At 32.9% G+C, this 18,891-nt stretch carries 19 protein-coding genes; all 19 read right to left on the reverse strand.

The features are described from left to right. Nucleotides 1-115 precede the first annotated feature (115 nt). On the reverse strand, nucleotides 116-361 hold the full coding sequence (locus ABID27_RS05505) for a phage holin (protein WP_253364173.1): 246 nt from the start codon (nucleotides 359-361) through the stop codon (nucleotides 116-118). 167 nt (nucleotides 362-528) lie between these two features. After that, nucleotides 529-1,758 (reverse strand): cytidylyltransferase domain-containing protein, encoded by a 1,230-nt coding sequence (locus ABID27_RS05510; RefSeq protein ID WP_354280813.1) that lies wholly within the window; start codon nucleotides 1,756-1,758, stop codon nucleotides 529-531. Nucleotides 1,759-1,768: 10 nt separating this feature from the next. Next, on the reverse strand, nucleotides 1,769-2,398 hold the full coding sequence (locus tag ABID27_RS05515; protein ID WP_354280815.1) for an acetyltransferase: 630 nt from the start codon (nucleotides 2,396-2,398) through the stop codon (nucleotides 1,769-1,771). Between the two features lies 1 nt (nucleotide 2,399). Next, nucleotides 2,400-3,548 (reverse strand): UDP-N-acetylglucosamine 2-epimerase, encoded by a 1,149-nt coding sequence (gene neuC / locus ABID27_RS05520; RefSeq protein ID WP_354280817.1) that lies wholly within the window; start codon nucleotides 3,546-3,548, stop codon nucleotides 2,400-2,402. A 58-nt stretch (nucleotides 3,549-3,606) separates the two neighbouring features. Next, entirely contained in the window at nucleotides 3,607-4,623 is a 1,017-nt protein-coding gene (gene neuB / locus ABID27_RS05525; RefSeq protein ID WP_354280819.1) for an N-acetylneuraminate synthase, read from the reverse strand. 4 nt (nucleotides 4,624-4,627) lie between these two features. Continuing rightward, nucleotides 4,628-6,034 carry an oligosaccharide flippase family protein gene (locus ABID27_RS05530; RefSeq protein WP_354280821.1) on the reverse strand — a complete coding sequence of 469 codons (1,407 nt, stop codon included), beginning with the start codon at nucleotides 6,032-6,034 and terminating at the stop codon, nucleotides 4,628-4,630. Continuing rightward, the gene (locus ABID27_RS05535; protein WP_354280823.1) at nucleotides 6,031-6,939 is read right to left on the reverse strand and encodes a glycosyltransferase family 52; all 909 of its coding nucleotides are present in this window, start codon (nucleotides 6,937-6,939) and stop codon (nucleotides 6,031-6,033) included. Before ABID27_RS05535 ends, ABID27_RS05530 begins: the two co-directional genes overlap by 4 nt. 7 nt (nucleotides 6,940-6,946) lie before the next feature. After that, nucleotides 6,947-7,906, reverse strand: coding sequence for a glycosyltransferase family 2 protein (locus ABID27_RS05540; RefSeq protein ID WP_354280825.1), 960 nt, complete (start codon nucleotides 7,904-7,906; stop codon nucleotides 6,947-6,949). Further along, nucleotides 7,907-8,899 (reverse strand): glycosyltransferase family 2 protein, encoded by a 993-nt coding sequence (locus ABID27_RS05545; protein ID WP_354280827.1) that lies wholly within the window; start codon nucleotides 8,897-8,899, stop codon nucleotides 7,907-7,909. Between the two features lie 44 nt (nucleotides 8,900-8,943). Then, nucleotides 8,944-9,906, reverse strand: a complete 963-nt coding sequence (locus ABID27_RS05550; protein WP_354280829.1) for a glycosyltransferase family 2 protein — start codon at nucleotides 9,904-9,906, stop codon at nucleotides 8,944-8,946. Continuing rightward, nucleotides 9,897-10,847: a DUF6625 family protein gene (locus tag ABID27_RS05555; protein WP_354280831.1), complete on the reverse strand. Its 951-nt coding sequence runs from the start codon at nucleotides 10,845-10,847 to the stop codon at nucleotides 9,897-9,899. The genes ABID27_RS05550 and ABID27_RS05555 overlap by 10 nt, the downstream gene beginning before the upstream one ends. A gap of 3 nt (nucleotides 10,848-10,850) precedes the next feature. Continuing rightward, nucleotides 10,851-11,882, reverse strand: coding sequence for a glycosyltransferase family 2 protein (locus ABID27_RS05560; protein WP_354280833.1), 1,032 nt, complete (start codon nucleotides 11,880-11,882; stop codon nucleotides 10,851-10,853). Between the two features lie 11 nt (nucleotides 11,883-11,893). Beyond that, entirely contained in the window at nucleotides 11,894-13,000 is a 1,107-nt protein-coding gene (locus tag ABID27_RS05565) for an EpsG family protein (protein WP_354280835.1), read from the reverse strand. A 9-nt stretch (nucleotides 13,001-13,009) separates the two neighbouring features. After that, a complete protein-coding gene (locus ABID27_RS05570) occupies nucleotides 13,010-14,158 on the reverse strand; it encodes a glycosyltransferase (RefSeq protein ID WP_253636090.1) in 1,149 nt (382 codons plus the stop codon). 13 nt (nucleotides 14,159-14,171) lie between these two features. Further along, a complete protein-coding gene (locus ABID27_RS05575) occupies nucleotides 14,172-15,026 on the reverse strand; it encodes an NAD-dependent epimerase/dehydratase family protein (RefSeq protein ID WP_253636091.1) in 855 nt (284 codons plus the stop codon). Next, nucleotides 15,027-15,629 (reverse strand): sugar transferase, encoded by a 603-nt coding sequence (locus ABID27_RS05580; RefSeq protein WP_354280838.1) that lies wholly within the window; start codon nucleotides 15,627-15,629, stop codon nucleotides 15,027-15,029. A 3-nt stretch (nucleotides 15,630-15,632) separates the two neighbouring features. Continuing rightward, on the reverse strand, nucleotides 15,633-17,438 hold the full coding sequence (locus ABID27_RS05585; protein WP_253364151.1) for a polysaccharide biosynthesis protein: 1,806 nt from the start codon (nucleotides 17,436-17,438) through the stop codon (nucleotides 15,633-15,635). A 20-nt stretch (nucleotides 17,439-17,458) separates the two neighbouring features. Continuing rightward, nucleotides 17,459-18,187, reverse strand: a complete 729-nt coding sequence (locus ABID27_RS05590; protein ID WP_253364149.1) for a tyrosine-protein kinase — start codon at nucleotides 18,185-18,187, stop codon at nucleotides 17,459-17,461. A gap of 10 nt (nucleotides 18,188-18,197) precedes the next feature. Continuing rightward, on the reverse strand, nucleotides 18,198-18,887 hold the full coding sequence (locus tag ABID27_RS05595; protein WP_354280840.1) for a Wzz/FepE/Etk N-terminal domain-containing protein: 690 nt from the start codon (nucleotides 18,885-18,887) through the stop codon (nucleotides 18,198-18,200). Nucleotides 18,888-18,891 lie beyond the last annotated feature (4 nt).

Consider the following 18,891-nt stretch of genomic DNA (forward strand, 5'->3'; position numbering starts at 1 on the left):
CTTCCCAGCCTCTCTGGACTTAGTTAAAGGAAATTAAATTATTGATTATTATAGAGCAAATGACGGGGAATGTCAAAAATTAGACAAATCCTAAAAATAAATTTCTCCAAATATGTTATCTTGAATTTTTATCATCAATCTTTCCAGAAAGTTTTACTCCTCTATCTGTATGATTGGTTAATATCCCTAAAAAGAGTAATATACTTAAAATAATGCAAATAGTTTGCTCTATCTGATTTAATTTAGTACTCAAATCCATATCAAAATAAGATAAGGTAATATTATCAATCAGCATTAATATTAAAGAAACTAGGCCAATCCAAAACATATGCCGGTGTACTCGCTTTTTAATATCACTCATGATACATTCTCCTTTTTTCAAATTTTTATAGTAATATCATACACTAAAATTTGAAAAACTGGGCATAATTTATCAAAATTTTTCATAAAAATTCGGAAATAGCGAACATACTGTTTGAAAAAATATAAATTTAGTCTCTTTTAAACAACTAATTTCCATTATTTATTCTATTCAGATAAAAATTCTTGGTATTTTATCTGTAATTGTTGTGTAACTTCATCTTTAAAATGTAATCCATCTGTTGTTTTTTGATAATCTAACCTATCATTATATGCAACGTATTCATTGATGTCAAACAAAGCAATATTATTTTTATGACAGTAGCTATTTAACCAATTATTCAGCTGGTGCACTTCACTGTTTTTAACCGTTTCTCGAAAAAGCGTATAAGCAACTGTTGTCATACTTAATTTTATTTCTTTTTCAACAAGAATATTGTAGAATTTCTCAAAATTTTTACATATTGATTCGATAGAATGATTTGTAATGAAGTCATTCACACCAATAGATAAAAAGACTTCTTTTACATGATCAGTTAAAATGATATCAATATTTTCTAAAAGGGTAGAGAGTGTCAAACCACCTTGAGAGTAATTCGCAAAGCCTTCTAAGTCAATATTTACTGTTCTTGAGTCTCCTAGAATAAGGCGATTCGCCTTACTATCCATTTTTTTCTTAAATCCCTGTCGATAAAGTTCCTTATTTTCCTGCTCTCTACGATCATAATCAAAGAAAATATGCCCAATCACATGAATAAAGTCATCTCTCGTATCAACATCTAAAGAGTACTCTTTCGCCATCTTATATGCATAGGTTTTGGGAGTGAAAAAACTTTTATTTTTTAAATACGTTTGCTTATCCGAAATATAGATAGCACCATTTGGATAATATAGAGGTTGTAAATCTTGTCTCCGATATCCTCTATCAGCACCTACCATATCTTGAGCAAAGCCTTCTTCTGATAAAGTTGAAAACAAACGTGGATGCTTTTCAACTTCTGAAAAACTCACTACATTATCGACATCATGAGATGTATAGTAATCTACTGCTTCCTCAATATGCCATGCCTTTCTTAATGGCGATGTCACCTGTAATAAAACGAAGACTTGATCATCCTCATAATCAGCTAAAAAGTCTTCCATCATATCATATGAAGTAGCTGTATCCGATGATAATTCCGGTTTTCTCATTACAACAGAGATCCCACGCTCTAAACAAATATCTCGATATAAGTCTGAATCAGTGCTAACAAAAATGTCTTCTTTTTCAAATAATCCTGTTTCAATAGCTGCATCAATTGTATGAAAAATCATTGGTTTTCCAGCTAAAAAAAGCATGTTTTTATCAGGTAAACCTTTTGAGCCAGAACGTGCAGGAATAATACAAATTGGTTTCATTGTTTGACCTCTACTTAATTTTTTTCGCTGGAACTCCAACATAAGTCCCGCTTTCTATAATGTCTTTTACAATCACTGCACCAGCACCAATTGTTGTTTGTGAAGCAATACTTAAGGTTTGAATAATGACACTCGTACTACCAATATAAACTTCTTCTTCTATTTTACAAAGTCCATTTATTGTCGCATTGGGCGCAATATTACAGTGAGATTTCACAATTGTATGATGTTCAATCAAGGCACCAGTATTCACGACATTGTTGTCAAATAATTGAACTTTTGAGCCAATAAAAGCACCAAATCCAATAAATATCCCTCTACCACAAATACTTTCAGGAGTTAGTACTAAAGCATTTGGGCTGATAATATTAATGATGGCATCATAATAATCCTTTGCAACGTAATCAAACAATTCACGTCTTTTAGCATTATCCCCAATTGTAATAAAAACAGCATCAATTGTTCCACTCTCTAAAAACTTCAAAACATCGTACAGATGACCTAAAATAGGGTAGCCATCATGTTCCTTAATATCTTTATCATCAAAAAAACCAATAAAGTCATAGCTTAATCTATCAATAACAGGAACAATCGCATCTGCATGACTACCAGCCCCTAAAAATGCCAATTTTTTTTTCACATTAACCCTCCACGTTTAAATCATAAAAAGGTTGTGAAATAGAAGGAGTTTCATTAAGATACTGTTTAATAGCTCGATACGCTTTCTGAGAGGCATCTTCCTGATAATATGGATTTGAAAAATCTGTTACCTTTTCCAAGGATTTTAATCCAGTATAAATTTCATCGCTATCTACAGAAACATTTAAAACACTTCTACCACTCAATCTACCTTTTTGTCTATCACCTATATTTAAAGTAGCTCTATTTAAAGACGGAACTTCAATTAAACCAGATGATGAATTCCCCACTAAACCATTTGAATGACGTATGAGTGAATGATACTGCTGTGTTGACAATGAGGTAAAACTATGACAATTTGGATGTTTCTTAAGGTAAGAAGCAATTGCCGTGGAGATTTCATCAGAACCAGTATCGGAGTTTGAACCAATAAAAATACATTGTTGCCCAAATCGACTTAATGCCTCCAATACAATTGCCATTTGGTCTCCAGCTGATAGGCCTTCTTCAAAAGTTACGGGATGATATAATACAACCACATATGATTCTTCCAACTTAACAGCTAATTGCTCCTCTAATTCTATTTTTGACAAAGAGGGAATTGATAAAGCATTTTCGACGCCTAATGAGCCCGTATTTATCACAAATCGAGGCTGTTCTCCCATCTGGATTACACGATGACGAAACATTTCAGCTGCAACAAGATGTAAGTGACTCATCTTGGTAATCGCATGGCGAATATATTCATCAAAATTACCAAGAGACGTTTCGCCTCCATGCAAATGACAAACCGGCACATTATAAATAAGAGCAACATTTACAACTGGTAACATTTCATAGCGATCTCCCAAAATGACTACTAAATCATACTCATTTTCTTGGAAAATATCGGTCAAACCCAGTTGCAATCTTGCCATACTTTTTGAAACAGTTTCTTTCTGAGTATCTCTTAAGTTCAATGGAATTTTATAGGCAATTGGAAAACCATCACTTTCAATTTGACGATAAGTATTGCCGTATTTCTCTTCCATATGCATTGCGGTAACAACAATATCCGGAATAATTTCTTCATCGTCAAATAGTTTTTGAATTAACGGTTTCATAATGCCATACTCAGCACGAGAACCTGTAACCAGACAAATTTTTTTCATATTAAATCCTATATATTTCCAAAATTGTTTCTCAACTCAGTAAAAAAGAATATTTTAGCTACAACTGATTTTCAAAGCGAGAATCGCGGATGACTTCATCTTCTTCAAAGTCTTCCTGTGCTTCTTTACCTAAAACTTCATACCATGACATAGGTGAAATACCATTTCCTGGTCGTTTTACGGTAATATTTTCTTCTGAGAAGATTTCACCTTTTTTAATTGGTCGTAAGGCTACAACAGATTTTCGAGCTACAATTTTATTTTTTTCTTCGACCGGATCTGGAATTTTTTCAAAACGCCCTAAGGATTGTTCGATAATTCTAACCCCTTTTACCAAAGTTTCTAAAATTTCTGGAGTCGCACTTGCTTTATGATCCGGTCCTTCCATTTCAGTATCCAATGTAAAATGCTTCTCAATGACTTCTGCACCCATTGCTGCTGCCGCAATAGGAACTTCTGAACCAATAGAGTGATCAGAATAACCAATCGTCAATTCTGGGAATTCTTCTTTTAATGTATGAATGACATTTAGGTTTAAAGATGGATATGGGGTCGGATATTCTGTTGTACAATGCAAAATAGAAATATCAGTAGTCCCATTTTGTCGAAGAATGTCCACCGCTTGATGAATTTCTTCCATCACTGCCATACCCGTTGATAAAATAACCTTTTTTTGCTGCTTCCCAATTTTTTCGAGATATGGTAAATTGGTAATTTCCCCCGAAGGAATCTTGTAAACAGGCATATCTGTTGAAATCAAAAAGTCCAGCGACTCATCATCAAAAGGTGTTGAAAAAGTATCAACTCCCTTTGTAAGTGCATAATCACGCATTTCCAAGTACTCGTCAAAACTTAATTCAAGTCGTTTAGTCATCTCTAACTGACTATCTGCTGTACCAGTCGTTGCTTTCTGATACTCTGCTTTAGGGGCAAATTTAGAAATCAGCTTTTCTGCCTTAAACGTTTGAAATTTAACAGCATCAACACCACACTCAACTGCTACATCGACCATTTTTTTTGCTAGCTGAACATCACCATTATGATTACAGCCAATTTCTGCAATAATATAAACCACTTAACTACTCCTTTTTCTTTCGAACAATCACTTGATAAAGCGCTTGTACATCTGTTTTAAAATAAACACCATAAGCGATCACAACCATTATTCCTAAACACCAACGAATTGGTAAACTGTCTGAAAATTGATTCATCAGTAAAGCATAACCAATTGCAATCAGAGAAAAGATAAGGAACACCTTGACAGTTACCTCATCATATTGATATCTTTTTCTAGAAATGATATGGTGAAAAACCAATAAACTTAGATAAGATAATACCGTAGCAACTGCTGCACCGTAAATTCCAAATTTTGGAATGAAAAAGTAGTTCAAAACAGCATTTACTACTCCCGCAGCAATCGTACCAATAGGAATCATCCTTGTATTCGCATAGTAAAATTGAATATTGACTGGGAAAGTATATAGAAACACAAAAAAGTAACTGATAATAATCATCGCTATAAAATCAATACTTTGACTGTATTTCTCCCCACCCATCAACAGAGCTAAATCTGGAAAAATCGTTAAATAACCTAATGTTAAAAATAGCCCAAGAGCCAAATAGCGTAACACATAGTAATGTAAACGTTTATCTTTCTTTTTCTTAGCTTCAAAAAACCAAGGAATCCACGCCATATTAATGCTATTTAAAACAGTCTGTATAATCATTCCCATTGTATAGCCAAAACTATAAATCGCAACTTCCTTGATAGACAGCATCTTACCAAGCATAATTCTATCTAACTGATTTAAAACTAAGTGTCCTAATTGATGAAAAATAAGAGGCAAAGAAATCATCAACATAAAGGACAAATACTTTTTATCAAAAAACGGTTGTTTTTTTCGCTGAAAATAAATGACTGTAATTATCATGAGCACACTGCTTGGAATAACACCTCCATAAACGCGTGCCAAAAAATCATCTGTCATAACTGTAATCAATCCTATGGAAATTACAGTATTCACAATTGCACTACCAAAAGATAACAAAAAATTAGCGACGCTCTCTTGTTTTTGGATAAAATATGCTCCCAAAAAACCAGAACAATATCCATTGAACGTTTGGACAGCTAAGAGAACAATAACTTGTTCAGAAAAACCGAATAAGTCTCCCAGTAACTTTCGAAATAAGAGCGCTAGTAAGAGCAAACTAAAAGCAAATAAACCCGAAAAATGAAAGGCACTGACAGCATAACGATCATACTCATTCGCATATTTTACTTTTGCTGCACTTAAGGAACCAGAAACCTGTAAACCAATCACCAACATAAAGATACTCATGTAGGAAGAGAATAAACTAAACTTTCCAAATACCTCTTGAGAAATAATGCGAGTGAAAATAGGAAGAGTGATGAATCCAATTGCCTGTACAAATATATTCCCCAGTGTATATAAGAAACCTGAGGTCATGAGTTTTTTTGTGTTCATTTCATCCCTTTCAGATCGAATAAAGTAATTTTTTCCTCTACACAATTTAAAAAATCCAGAGCAGTTGACGAATGAGTAACACCTATACTAAATTTTTGGTCGCATACCATATCTAAAAGTTCCATTGGTATATTTTGGGGTAGCAGTGTAACATTGAGCGAACTATAGTCTACTTTATCACGGGGGTGTATTTTCAGATAAACAGTATAGCCTAACATACGATATTTTTCGATAATTTTTTGATAATAGTCAAATTGTTCATCTAGAGTCTGAAAACTTTCAGTAGCTGTCTTATACCATCTATCAGCCGCTAGTGGTTGTGTCAAGACCAAGACCGATTGACTTTTAATATGAAATTCCTCTACATGAAATAATGTAAATATCAATTGACGATTTTTTGATGGAATTTTCTCAAAAAGTTCTGTTCTTGAAACACTGACAAACTTCTTCCAACGACTATCCCAAGGAATAACTGCTAAAGAATTAACCTCAATAGACTTACAAAATCGCGAGTAACCTAAGGGACGTTCATCTTTTTTAAATAATGTGTAGTAAGCTCTAATAAGAAATCGTGTCTTTTTTTTGTAAATATTTACAGAAAAATAGTTATATCCATCCTCAATCAAATGATATTCCATTTTATTTTTTCTAAAAAAATCCCCTATATTCGTCCAATCATTAAATAAGAAAAGACTCTCCTCGTCAGCAGCAGGAAAACCTATATATTTTTTTTCTGACTCGGAATATATTTGAACTTCTAGCTTGTGCTCTCTTAATATTTGCGCAATTTCTTCTCGTTTAGGGATTTTATTAAATAAAATAACCATGTTTTTTTCATTTAAATCAAGTTTACAAAGAGCAATTAACAAATGATAAACTGTGTGGCATATATATATTTTTTTCATTTTATTCTCAAATACGTCCAACAATCCTTTTGATTTCGAAAAAATAACTCCCAAGCAATTTTATTACAAAAAAGCGGACTCTATCTTTCAACGACAAAATATTTCTATATTTTTTAAAATAGGCCTTAAATTTACTAGTTAAATCATCTTGATAGACAATATTGCTTTTTTCCAATTGATACTTATACAATAATAACAAATAGAGATAGGCACAAACCGTTTTGTAAATATCAATGCCTTTTTGCTCAATAATACTTAAACGCTCTTCCAATGCTTCTATAGCATCTAATCTCTTACAATTAAATTCCTTATTCATAATCGAATCTTTTCGATAGCGATAAAAATACAGCGGCTGATTTGTTACCGCAACTTTCTCCACTTCAAGATAATACTTGTAGGTCGTAAATTCATCTTCATGCAATTTTCCCTTTGGAAACGTGACTTTTTTAGCAACCTTGCTAGGAAGTAATAGCCCCCACGCTGTTGTTAAGCTTGATTTAAATCGATTAAAGTCATACATTAATTGAATGATGTCAGCAGAACTATACAAAGATATTGTCCAATTTTTCAACAGACTCTTCTCTTCGCAAGTTTCCCCCTCTCTATAATCAATATAAGAACAAACTGCTATATCAGCCTCTTTTTTTAACAAAATATTATATAATTCTTCAATATAGTTCTCAGCTATAAAATCATCTGAATCCACGTATGTGATATAGTCTCCGCTAGCAATTTCTGTTCCCTTATTCCGAGCATCCGATAGACCTCCATTTTGCTTATGAAGTACCTTTATTCTCTCATCTATTTTCTGATACCTTTCACAAATCTTCCCCGAAGAATCTGTTGAGCCATCATTAACCAATATAATTTCTAAATACTGATAGTTTTGACAAAGAATGCTCTCTATGCAAGTTGATAGATATTCCTCTACATTGTATACAGGAATGATAACACTTATTAATTTCATCTATTTTCTTTTCTTTCTATTCACAAAAAAAATTTGCATCTGTACAAAAATGATTAATAATAGCGGATTTTTCATATTCAAAAACATCGAAAATAATTTTATAGTAGAGCTCTTAAAAGAAACTTTTTTCCGTTCAGTCATCAGCCATGCATCAAATTTTGCTAAAGCATCTTTCACGAATCTTCGTTTCTCTTTAAAAGAATATTGTTTTGAGAAAATTAACTGCTGTAATAAAACATATTGGCAAACAAAATAATATTCTACAATAAAGTGATAGTTAATGTTTTTTCCAAATATCTCTGTCACAACATCAAGACACTTGTATGTAACTTTTTTTATTTCAGCAACCCTTTTTTCCTGATAAGTAGATGTGATAGAATTCGGATTATATTCATAATAATATAATACATCATCTAACAATTTAATTCGACTACAATTTTTGACATATTCTATATTAAATAATAGATCCTCACCATACTCCAAATTTTCATCAAAAAAAACCGAGATTAAATCACGACTATATAGCCTACAAACGGGAGGATTTAATAATTTAGACTCAAACAATATTAAAAAATTTGGAAAATTTACTAGTATATTTGACTCTAAACCTAATTGATTTGCAGTTTTTGGACAATAATCCTTTCTCTCATAATGACATATAACTAAATCATATTGAGTATATTGAAGCATTTTTTCACAAAAAGTAGGAAGAATATAATCGTCACTATCAACAAAAATAATATACTCACCATTTGAATGTTGTATTCCTAGATTTCTCGCGTGAGAAACACCTTTATTTGAGCTATAAATAGCTATAATATTAGAATTTTCTTCTACATATTGTTTAATAATCTGAGCAGAGTCATCTGTCGAACCATCATCTACAACTATAATTTCAATATCTTTATAAGTCTGTTGCAAAATACTATCCAAACAGCGTCTTAAATAATTCTCTACATTATAAACTGGGACGATTACGGATAACTTAGCCATTATTCTATTTTAACCTCCAAAATCTTTCAAAGCAGATGTAGAAGTTACTCTCTATTCATCTTATATACTAATCTAAAGTTTAATAACATCATCCAATAAAGTAGTCCATACTTCTTATTATTAAATAACCATGCTAGCATCTGATTATGGCAACTTCCCGAAGATTGAAGTGACGTATTGGCCACAGTATGAAAATCTTTTGTCAATGAAATAAATTTACTTTTTGAAACACCCGCACCTATCTCATCTAAAGCGAAATTTTTATATAACTTAATAAAAGTATTTCCTAAGGCTACATTAGACTTTAAAAATTGCTTAGCTAGACTATAACAAACTTTCATTTCCTCAGCTTTACCACCGTAAAATTGACGCGACAAAGAGTTTTCTGTCAATTCAACACAATAAGCTACTGCTGGTTCAACAACAATTTCCTTACAATATTTATAGTAAGTATAATTAAACTGGGTATCCTCAGAATAATGAGATTCCACATTATAAAATAACTGGTATTTTTGCTGAAGCTCTGTCTTAAACAGACGAACCATTGTTGCATTTAATCGTTCTAAATTACTATAATTAGAAAATAGTTCATCAAAACTATATGTACCAAATTGTTCCCAAATACTTTTTGACACACATTTACCATTCTTATGTTGGGTAAAACTATATAATGATAAATCTTCACCAAAATACTGTGACATAACTTTAAAAATACCAGCTGGCAAATAGTCGTCACTATCTAAAATAATAAAATGATTGCCAGAAATAAGGTCTAAAGCAACATTTTTAGTACGACTCAATCCCTTATTCTCTTGACTAATATATACAATATTATCGTATTGTTTCTTATATTGCTCAATAATTTCTGGTGTTCGATCTGTTGAGCCATCATTCACAATTACCATCTCATAGCTACATCCAGTCTGTACCAATACACTTTCGATACATTTTTCTATTGTCTTTTCTGCATTGTAAGCGGGGATGATAACGCTAATATCTACTTCCATTTTTTTAATTTTCTTTCTAGTTTTATTTTAAGGTTTTTAGAACGTAATTTAAAATAATGTAAGTTCCAATTTTTCTTTTTGATTTTCGCGAAATTATCTAGACTAACTTCTGTATACTCTAATGGTTCAAAAGCGTTCGGTATAATTTTATAGATTGAACTGTTGCAATCCACCTTAAGTTCCATTGGACGTGATTGAAAATGCATATATAGATACTCTTTCTTTATCAGCTGACCATCTTCTATAAAATACTCAAATAAACCTTTTTCTTCACGAACGAATACATGATTTTTCCGCTTGATAATCTCATACTTTTGAAGCTTCTTATTCCATTTCGTTAAATAAAAATTTGACGTTTTGGTATAAGTATTTGCTTGAAGTTCCTTGGTGTACATACTTTTTTGACATTGCATAAATAAGTTATTGATACTTCCATTGAATTCTTCATCTAGTGAATAATTATTGTCTATATCCTTCAGTTTACTGACCATTACATCATCTGTTAGTAGCAAACGATTATTTTCAGCAGTATTTTTTATCAACGTACAATGCCCAAAACAAAAAATTTTTTCATACTTTTCTCTAAAGATGGGAGCTAAAAATCTGTCTAAATCCCCAAAAATTAAATCCGTATCACAATATCCCCAATAAGCATAGTCCGCTAGATATTCTTCAAAAAGAAAGCCATATATTGGTCTGTAATCACACAGCTTATACGGACGTTGTAAGTGCTGAGAAAGACCAACTTTGTCTATAATCCGTTGGTTCATCTCCTCAAATGTAGTATATACCACCTTAAAATTTGATGGATAATCGTAATGAGCCTTATCATCAGTAAAAATCAAAAAATCAACCAACTCACTATTTGAACAAGAGTTCAAAAATAATGAGAAATATGAATTAAATTTACCAAAATAAGGTATAATTAGTGCTGCTTTCATAACTTACTTCACTTTCATTGCTAATGTTATAAATAAATACAAACCATATACATTCTTTTTTTTGCACAATGTATAGAAAATGTTCCATAGCATTGGTAAATTATTCATAGAAAATGTTTTAAATAGTTGTTCATATTGAGGATGATTTAACAAAATCTTGACCTCTGACATTTTATTCTTCCAAGCTAAATCAGACATAAATATATTTAATAATAGTGGAAAAAGATTGATAATTATTCTATTTTTTAAAGCAAGTCGATACTCGTCTGAAAGCTGATTTATTTCTATATGCTTTTCTAATAGAGTATATAGGTTAAACCATTTTTGAAAAGCCTGATTGTCATATCGTTTAGTGAGACTATCGGCAGATGTTTTACGATAATAATAATATGTCTTATCGGTGTAATGTACATTGCGACAGTGTTGCAATACAGCCACGTTAAATGCCAAATCCTCTGAACCAATTTTATCCATATCTTGAAATGCTATATTTTTTATCACAGAATAGGTATATAATTTCCCCCAAACTGTATTTAATCGCTCAATTTCTAGAGGTTTGCAAAGTTCATCGTCAAGCAAGCCAAATAATCGTCTATAAACATAATCTCTAAAATTAAAGCTTGTACTCGTTCTCCTTCCAAAAAGAAGACATTCCTCTTGATGTTTTTCAAATAATTTCACAAATGGAAAAAGGACTACATCTGAACCTTCTTTTTGCGCTACTTTCAGTAATATATCTATACAGTTCTTTTCTAAAACATCATCGCCATCTACAAATAACACATAATCTCCTGTAGCAACTGATATCCCAGCATTCCGTGCAGCTGATACACCTTTATTTTTTTGTTTCAAATAAACAAAACGTGTATCACTACAAATAATAGATTCAATGATTTGCTCGGACTTATCTGTGCTACCATCATTAACAAGAATAATTTCTATATTAAAATGGCTTTGCTCTTGGATACTTTTTAAACATTCTTCAATATACTGTGCTACATTATAGACCGGTATAATTATTGAAACTTTATCCACTTACTCTCTCCTTACCTCACTACATGCTGCAAAACTTCATTTAATTCAATCAATGGGCGCACCAAACTATTAAAACCTGCATTTCCTGTCAAGACATACATCATCGCAAACATTGCCACCTGTATCCCCATCATTATAAGTAATACATTAAATGTATGTAATTTTATCTTATAGTCTTTCACATTGAATAAATTGGAAATCATGATAAACACGAATAAAAATAAAAGTCGCGGAAATCTAAAAAATGTAGAATTGAGTAATACAAAAGGAATGAATAGCAACATCCCTGATGAAATCCACATTAATACTTGATGAAACTCTTTGTTTTCTGGATGTTCTTTTACTAACGGTCGATATGATTGATATACAAGTCCTGTATAGATAAAAATAATGGCAACATGAACCACCAATTTCCAAAGATTTGTCTTTAAAGAAGTATCTTCCAAGTATAAATATAACTTACTACTAGATATCAATAACGGAGCAAATTTCAAAGCTACACTTCCTAAAACTACAGATAATACTGTTAGATACCCTATCATTCTACTTTTAAACTCTCTATCTATACAATAAATAGGTACTAATAAAAGTAACATGATAGCATATCCTGAGTGTATCAAATATGATAGGTAGATGAATACTGTCGAATAGAACAATCGTTTATAACTATATCTATACTTTAAACAAATCGGAACAATCCATATTAAAATTGCCATCGCTAAAAAAAAACGTTTCTGTATGATGTTATCTACTAAAGGATATACACTGCTTAAAGCAAGTACAATATTAGGGTTTTTGGAATATTTTTTGATAAAAAGCAAATAGGAAACAACTGCACAGGTAAGAATGACTGTTAGAAATATTTCCAAGCTAAAATGCATTTGATAAAAGATTTGATTAAGCAGCTTCCACAATGAATCTCCTTTAAAATCAAAATGTACTGCCTCATTTCCAAAGGTATAAAACATTGCTCTATAGCCTATATAGTCGGCACCGCCGCGGTTGAAAGCAAACAAAATCCATAGTAGCAAAGAATTCATCCCAAATACTATTTTACTGCTAGGAAATACAAGGCTCAGGCAAATCAACAATAGAAAAATAAAATAAAAAATGACCATTTTTTCTCCTTATAATTGACTGTAAATAGCTTTCATTTGCTGATTCACTTGTGCAATATCATATTTTTTTGCGGCATGGACATTGTGCTCTCCTATTCTTTGACGTGTTTCATTATCTAGTAATCGGCAAATCCCCTCTGCAAACCCCTCTACATCATCAAAATGGTATTTATAACCAGTTTCTCCACTTATAGAATAATCATTTATTCCATTAACGTTAGAAGTTAATATCGGAAGACCTGCTGCCATCGCTTCAATTGCTGCTAAGCCCAACCCTTCTCTTTTAGAAGGAAAACAAAAAATGTCGCTCTCTTGAAGTAATTGCGGAATGTTTTTACGATAACCAAGTAACAAAACTTTATTACATAAATTATTTGCTTCCAAATATTTTTTAATAACTAATTCTTGTTCCCCTTGACCAATAATTAAGTACGTAAGATTTGGTAAATCGAGCATAGCAAGAGCTTTAATAATAATCATATGATTCTTTCGAACACTCAATTCCCCCACCGAAATTAATATTATTTCTTCTTCCGATAATCCAAGAGAATGCCTTATTTTTGATGATTTGTTGCCAGTAGCAGATGCCCGAATTTTTGAATATTCAATACCAACACCATCCACTTTGAAAACTTTCTTTGCTTTCATCGAAGTAGTAGCCAAAGCATAATCTTCATTGTTAATCGTAATTAAAATATCAGTAAAATAAGAAAAAATATATTCAATAGGATAGAATAACACCCAGTCTCTGACACGTCCCCCTTTGTAAAACTGAAATCCATGTGCTGTATAAATAATTTTCGTTGAAGAATTTCTAAATACAAGTCTTGCAAGTACTCCACCAATTGGAGAATGACAATGCATGAGTGAATAGTTATACAATTCGCTAATTCTTCTTAGTTGAGAATATGCTTTTTTATGACTTATAAAATTACCGACATTCCTACTAAAATCAATCTGAAAAAACTTAACATTATTGCTATTTAGCTCTTCTTTCAGTTGAATAATTCGCTCATCAGAAATTGTACTCCCGTTTTCAAAATTTGTCGCAATATGAACCTCATATCCCTGCTCCTGTAATAGACAAATATTATGCATATTAAACTGCTCTATCATCGAAGCAACACTAGCCACAATGAGGGCATATTTCTTTTCCACTATCATACTCCCATTATAATTCTGTTAATTCTATTGATTCTTCAAAATCTCTAATTTGATATTCAAAATCATACTGACTCATCGTCGTTTCATACATTAAATTTCCAAACATTTTTTTTATATTATCATTAAAAAATAGCAATTGAATAATTGGATTAAACATTTTGGTTAGATTAATCTTATGATGATGTACACTAGCAACAGTTTTTACAAGTTGACTAGTAGCTACGTATTCCTTGTTTTGCGGAAACAGTACACCTTCCAAGTTACCATCAATAACTTGCTTTATAAACTCACAAAGGTTATCAATATGCAACATACTTCGTTTATTTTCATAATTAGGAAAAACTGGTAATTTTTGTGCTAACTTTGAAAGTCGTGGATAATTTCCTTTAGAACCTTTGCCATATATCATTGGTGGTCGAATAATGACAACCTTAAACTTTTCATCTACCAAAGTTTGAATCTTTAATTCTGCTTGATACTTACTATCCCCATAAAAATCGCTTGGAGTTGGAATTGTATCTTTTGTAATGAGTCGTTCTCTAGATGTACTATCTCCATAAACAATTATGCTGCTCATGAAGATAAATTGAGAAACATTAGCATCCTTTACTTTTTTAGCTACTTGATATGTTAATTTAGTGTTAACTTGATAATATAAATCTTTCTTACTCTCATCTTTAGAGAAATGTGCGATTCCTGCCACATGAAATACTGAATCATATATTGAAAAGTCGTGTTCAATCCATTTGGGGCTCTTCACATCTAAGGTATCAACTACATACTCGTTATCAGAGTGTAGTAACCAGCGCTCAACAGATGTACCTATATAGGAGTTTGCTCCTGTAATCAGTACCTTTTTCATCTAGTTCTCCTTCTTCATTCCTGTCCCCCCCTCAACAACGCCTTCACTCTTTACGACACTCAAGAAAGTACCAAAGAAACATTTTATATCAAAAGCAAACGACATATTGTCAACATAGTAGCTGTCTAACTTAGCTTTTTCATCAATTTCAAGTTCATCACGACCATTGATTTGCGCCCATCCAGTCAATCCTGGTCGAATATCATTAACACCGTATTTATCACGTTCTTCAATCAAATCATACTGATTCCAAAGAGCTGGTCGAGGACCAATAATTGCCATTTCTCCTTTAAAAATATTAAAGAGTTGTGGTAATTCATCTAGACTTGTTCTTCGTAAAAAAGCGCCAGATTTAGTAATCATTGCTGTAGGATCTTTTAGTAGGTGTGTCGGTGTATCGGCTGGTGTATCAATATACATAGACCGAAACTTATAAATCATAAAATATTCTTTATCCTTACCTACTCGTCTTTGTTTAAAAAGAACAGAACCTTTTGAATCTAATTTGATCCAGATAGCAATAATTAATAAAACTGGGCTTAGTAACACAATCGCTACTCCTGAAAACAAAAAGTCTATCAATCTTTTAAAATGGTTATACATTTCTCACTCCTGTTTCGCAAATTCAATGAGTTTCTCTTTTAAAGTTTTGTTTTCTAAGTCTAGTAGAATCGCAATAAAATTATCAACTTCTTCAACTGATTTTAACGTAACTTTTCCAATAAAAATTTTTTCATGGATTTGCTCGTTGACACGTTCGTCCGATGATAAAAGTTCTTCGTATAGCTTTTCTCCTGGGCGAATTCCAGATTCAACAATACCAATTTCTTCTTCAGTGTGACCACTTAATTTGATTACTTTTTTAGCCAAATCTACAATTTTGACAGGCTCACCCATATCAAGAACAAAGACTTCGCCACCTTTTGCCTGATAACCCGCCTGAATAACTAGACGGCTTGCTTCAGGGATAGTCATAAAGTAACGTGTCATGCGGAAGTCTGTTACTGTAAGTGGCCCCCCTTTTGCAACCTGTTCTTTAAAGACAGGTACAACTGACCCACGACTGCCTAAAACATTCCCAAAACGAACTGCGACAAATTGTGTTTTTCCCTTATCGTTAAGCCCCGTCACGATCATCTCTGCTACTCTTTTAGTTGCTCCCATTACATTGGGTGGGTTGACTGCCTTATCAGTCGAAATCATGACAAATTTTTCAACTGAAGCCTCCCAAGCCGCTTCTGCCACATTTTTCGTCCCAAAAATATTATTTTTCACAGCTTCTTTCGGATTAAACTCCATCAGTGGCACATGCTTATGAGCTGCTGCATGGTAAACATAGTTCGGACGGTACTCTTTCATAAGATTAAAAATCAAGCCTCTGTCCTGAATATCCGCAATGATAGGAATAATCTCTATTTCCTTACCATATTTTTGCAATAGTTCTCGGTGAATTAAGTAAATAGAATTCTCTCCATGTCCTAATAGCAATAATTTTTCAGGCTTAAAATTTGAAATCTGACGACAAATTTCTGAACCAATTGAGCCGCCAGCTCCTGTCACAAGAACTGTTTTTTGACGAAAAAACTCTCCCAAGGTTGTCTGGTCCAGTTCAATTTCTTTCCGACCAAGAAGATCAGCAATATCAATTTCACGTAAATTTTGTGTTGAAATTTTTGTAGTAATAACATCTTCTACACTTGGCATACTATTCACTCGAACACTGCATTGATTGCAAATTTCAACTAACTTTTCCCGTTCTGTCCCTGAGATAGATGGAATTGCGATTGTCACTTGTTCAATATTATAGTTGGCGACTAAAGCTGGAATATTCTCACGATTTCCCATTACTTTTATACCGTGCAAATAAGTGCCATGTTTATTGGTATCAGCATCCACAATACCCACAACATCAATATCTGAATCCGTTTCCAAAACAGTTTGAATAAAAATAGAACCACCGCTACCTGCTCCAACAACAAGAGTTCTTACTTTAGAAGCATCTAGCTTATATCTTTTTTTACGACTATTCATTTCACGCCAAATAATACGAGGAGATGTCATAAGAAAGGTTGAAAGTAACCAAGAAAGAATTAGAAATCGATAACTATACCCTCCTTTGTAAACACCACCAGCAAACACTGATAATGCCATATAAGCAATCACTAATGAGACTGTTAAACGAAACAACACTCTATAATCTGTAAAACGATTAAGAATTGAAAATATCTTACATTGACTTGCTACGACTAAATATATAATTACTACCACAACATAGGAACCAAGCATCTGCTCCCAACTGACCTCGGCAAAAACACCAACAAAAAGCATTGTCACAAGCATAGCTATGAACAACATAGACATATCAATAACTATGAGAATGAAACGTTTTACTCTCCTACTTAGATTCTCCATTATATTTTTCTAGCCTTTTATTAATTCTCTTTTCTTATTCGACGATGTTTAACTGCTTTTTTCTCTGTTGCTTTCCCATATGAACCATAATTTCCATAAGAACCGTATCGGCTCTGCTCAACATCGACTTTATTAAGAACGACACCTAAAAATTGTGCACCACTCATTTCCATTTGTTCTTTAGCTTTTAGAAGAAAGCGACGTTTCACACTGCCTGCTCCCGTAACCAGAACAACACCATCACACTTTTGAGCAATAATCGCTGCATCCACTACCAAACCAATCGGTGGCGAATCTACAATCACATAGTCAAAAACCGTACGAACCTTTTCCATCATATCTGAAAAACGGTCATTCTGAATCAAGCGTGTTGGATTTGGAGTGTGTTTTCCAGAAGGAATAATCAAAAGATTTGGTACATTTGTGTCACAAATCACTTCACCCAAGCTAGCATTTCCTGAGAGGTAGCTTGTCAAACCTTCAATTGCTCCTAGTGCTGTAAATGTTCCAGATAGTACTGAATTTCGAGTATCCGCATCAATTAATAATGTCTTATATCCTGCTGTAGCAAACGACATGGCCAACCCCGTTGATGTAGTTGTTTTTCCTTCGTTTGGCTGTACAGAAGTCAATACAATTGTTTTCAAATCTATTCCGCTAAATTGAATATTTGCCCGAACCGAGTTATAGTATTCATCAGCAGATGCTAATTGACGCCCTTTTGAATTCACCAATTCTAACATGCCCATTTTCTCTCCTCTACATTTTTTCAAAGTTTGGTACAATACCAAGTAATGGAAGCCCTAATACTTCTTCTACATCTTCTGGGCGCTTAATCCGATCATCCAACAACTCGAACAAAACAACTGCTGCGATGGCCGATACAAAACCAGCCATCAACCCAAGCAAAACATTCCGTTTTGTATTTGGAGTTGACGGAGAAGATGGTAGTTTCGCCGCTTCTAAAGTAGTGACATCTTCTACCTTGGTTACTTCTTTAATTTTTTCTGCTGCTACTTCACGAACCGAGTCTGCTAACTGACTAGCCATTTTAGGTTCGCTATCACGCACACTAATCGAAATAACCCGCGTATTAGTCGGGATATCAACAGAAACTTTACTGCCCAGTTCACCTGCTGTCATATTGAGCCCTTCTTTTTCAACAACTTTATTGAGGACGTCACTTGAGGTAATAATTTCCTTATAGTCGTTAACTAAAAAAGAGCCTGCTTGCAAATCTTGGGCTGTTATTACAGAAGCTTCACCTGTTTTGTTTACAACATAAATACGAGTTGTAGCATCATATTTTGGCACAACAACCAAAGTACTATATAGGAAGGAAACTGCTGCAAAGAAAATTCCGGCAAAGGATATTAGTACTTTTTTATCCCATATTTTGTGTAACAACTGCAACACATCAATTTCAATCGTTTGGTCTTTGGTATTCATTTTT

This window comes from Streptococcus gallinaceus, assembly GCF_040545695.1.
Taxonomy (GTDB): Bacteria; Bacillota; Bacilli; order Lactobacillales; family Streptococcaceae; genus Streptococcus; species Streptococcus gallinaceus.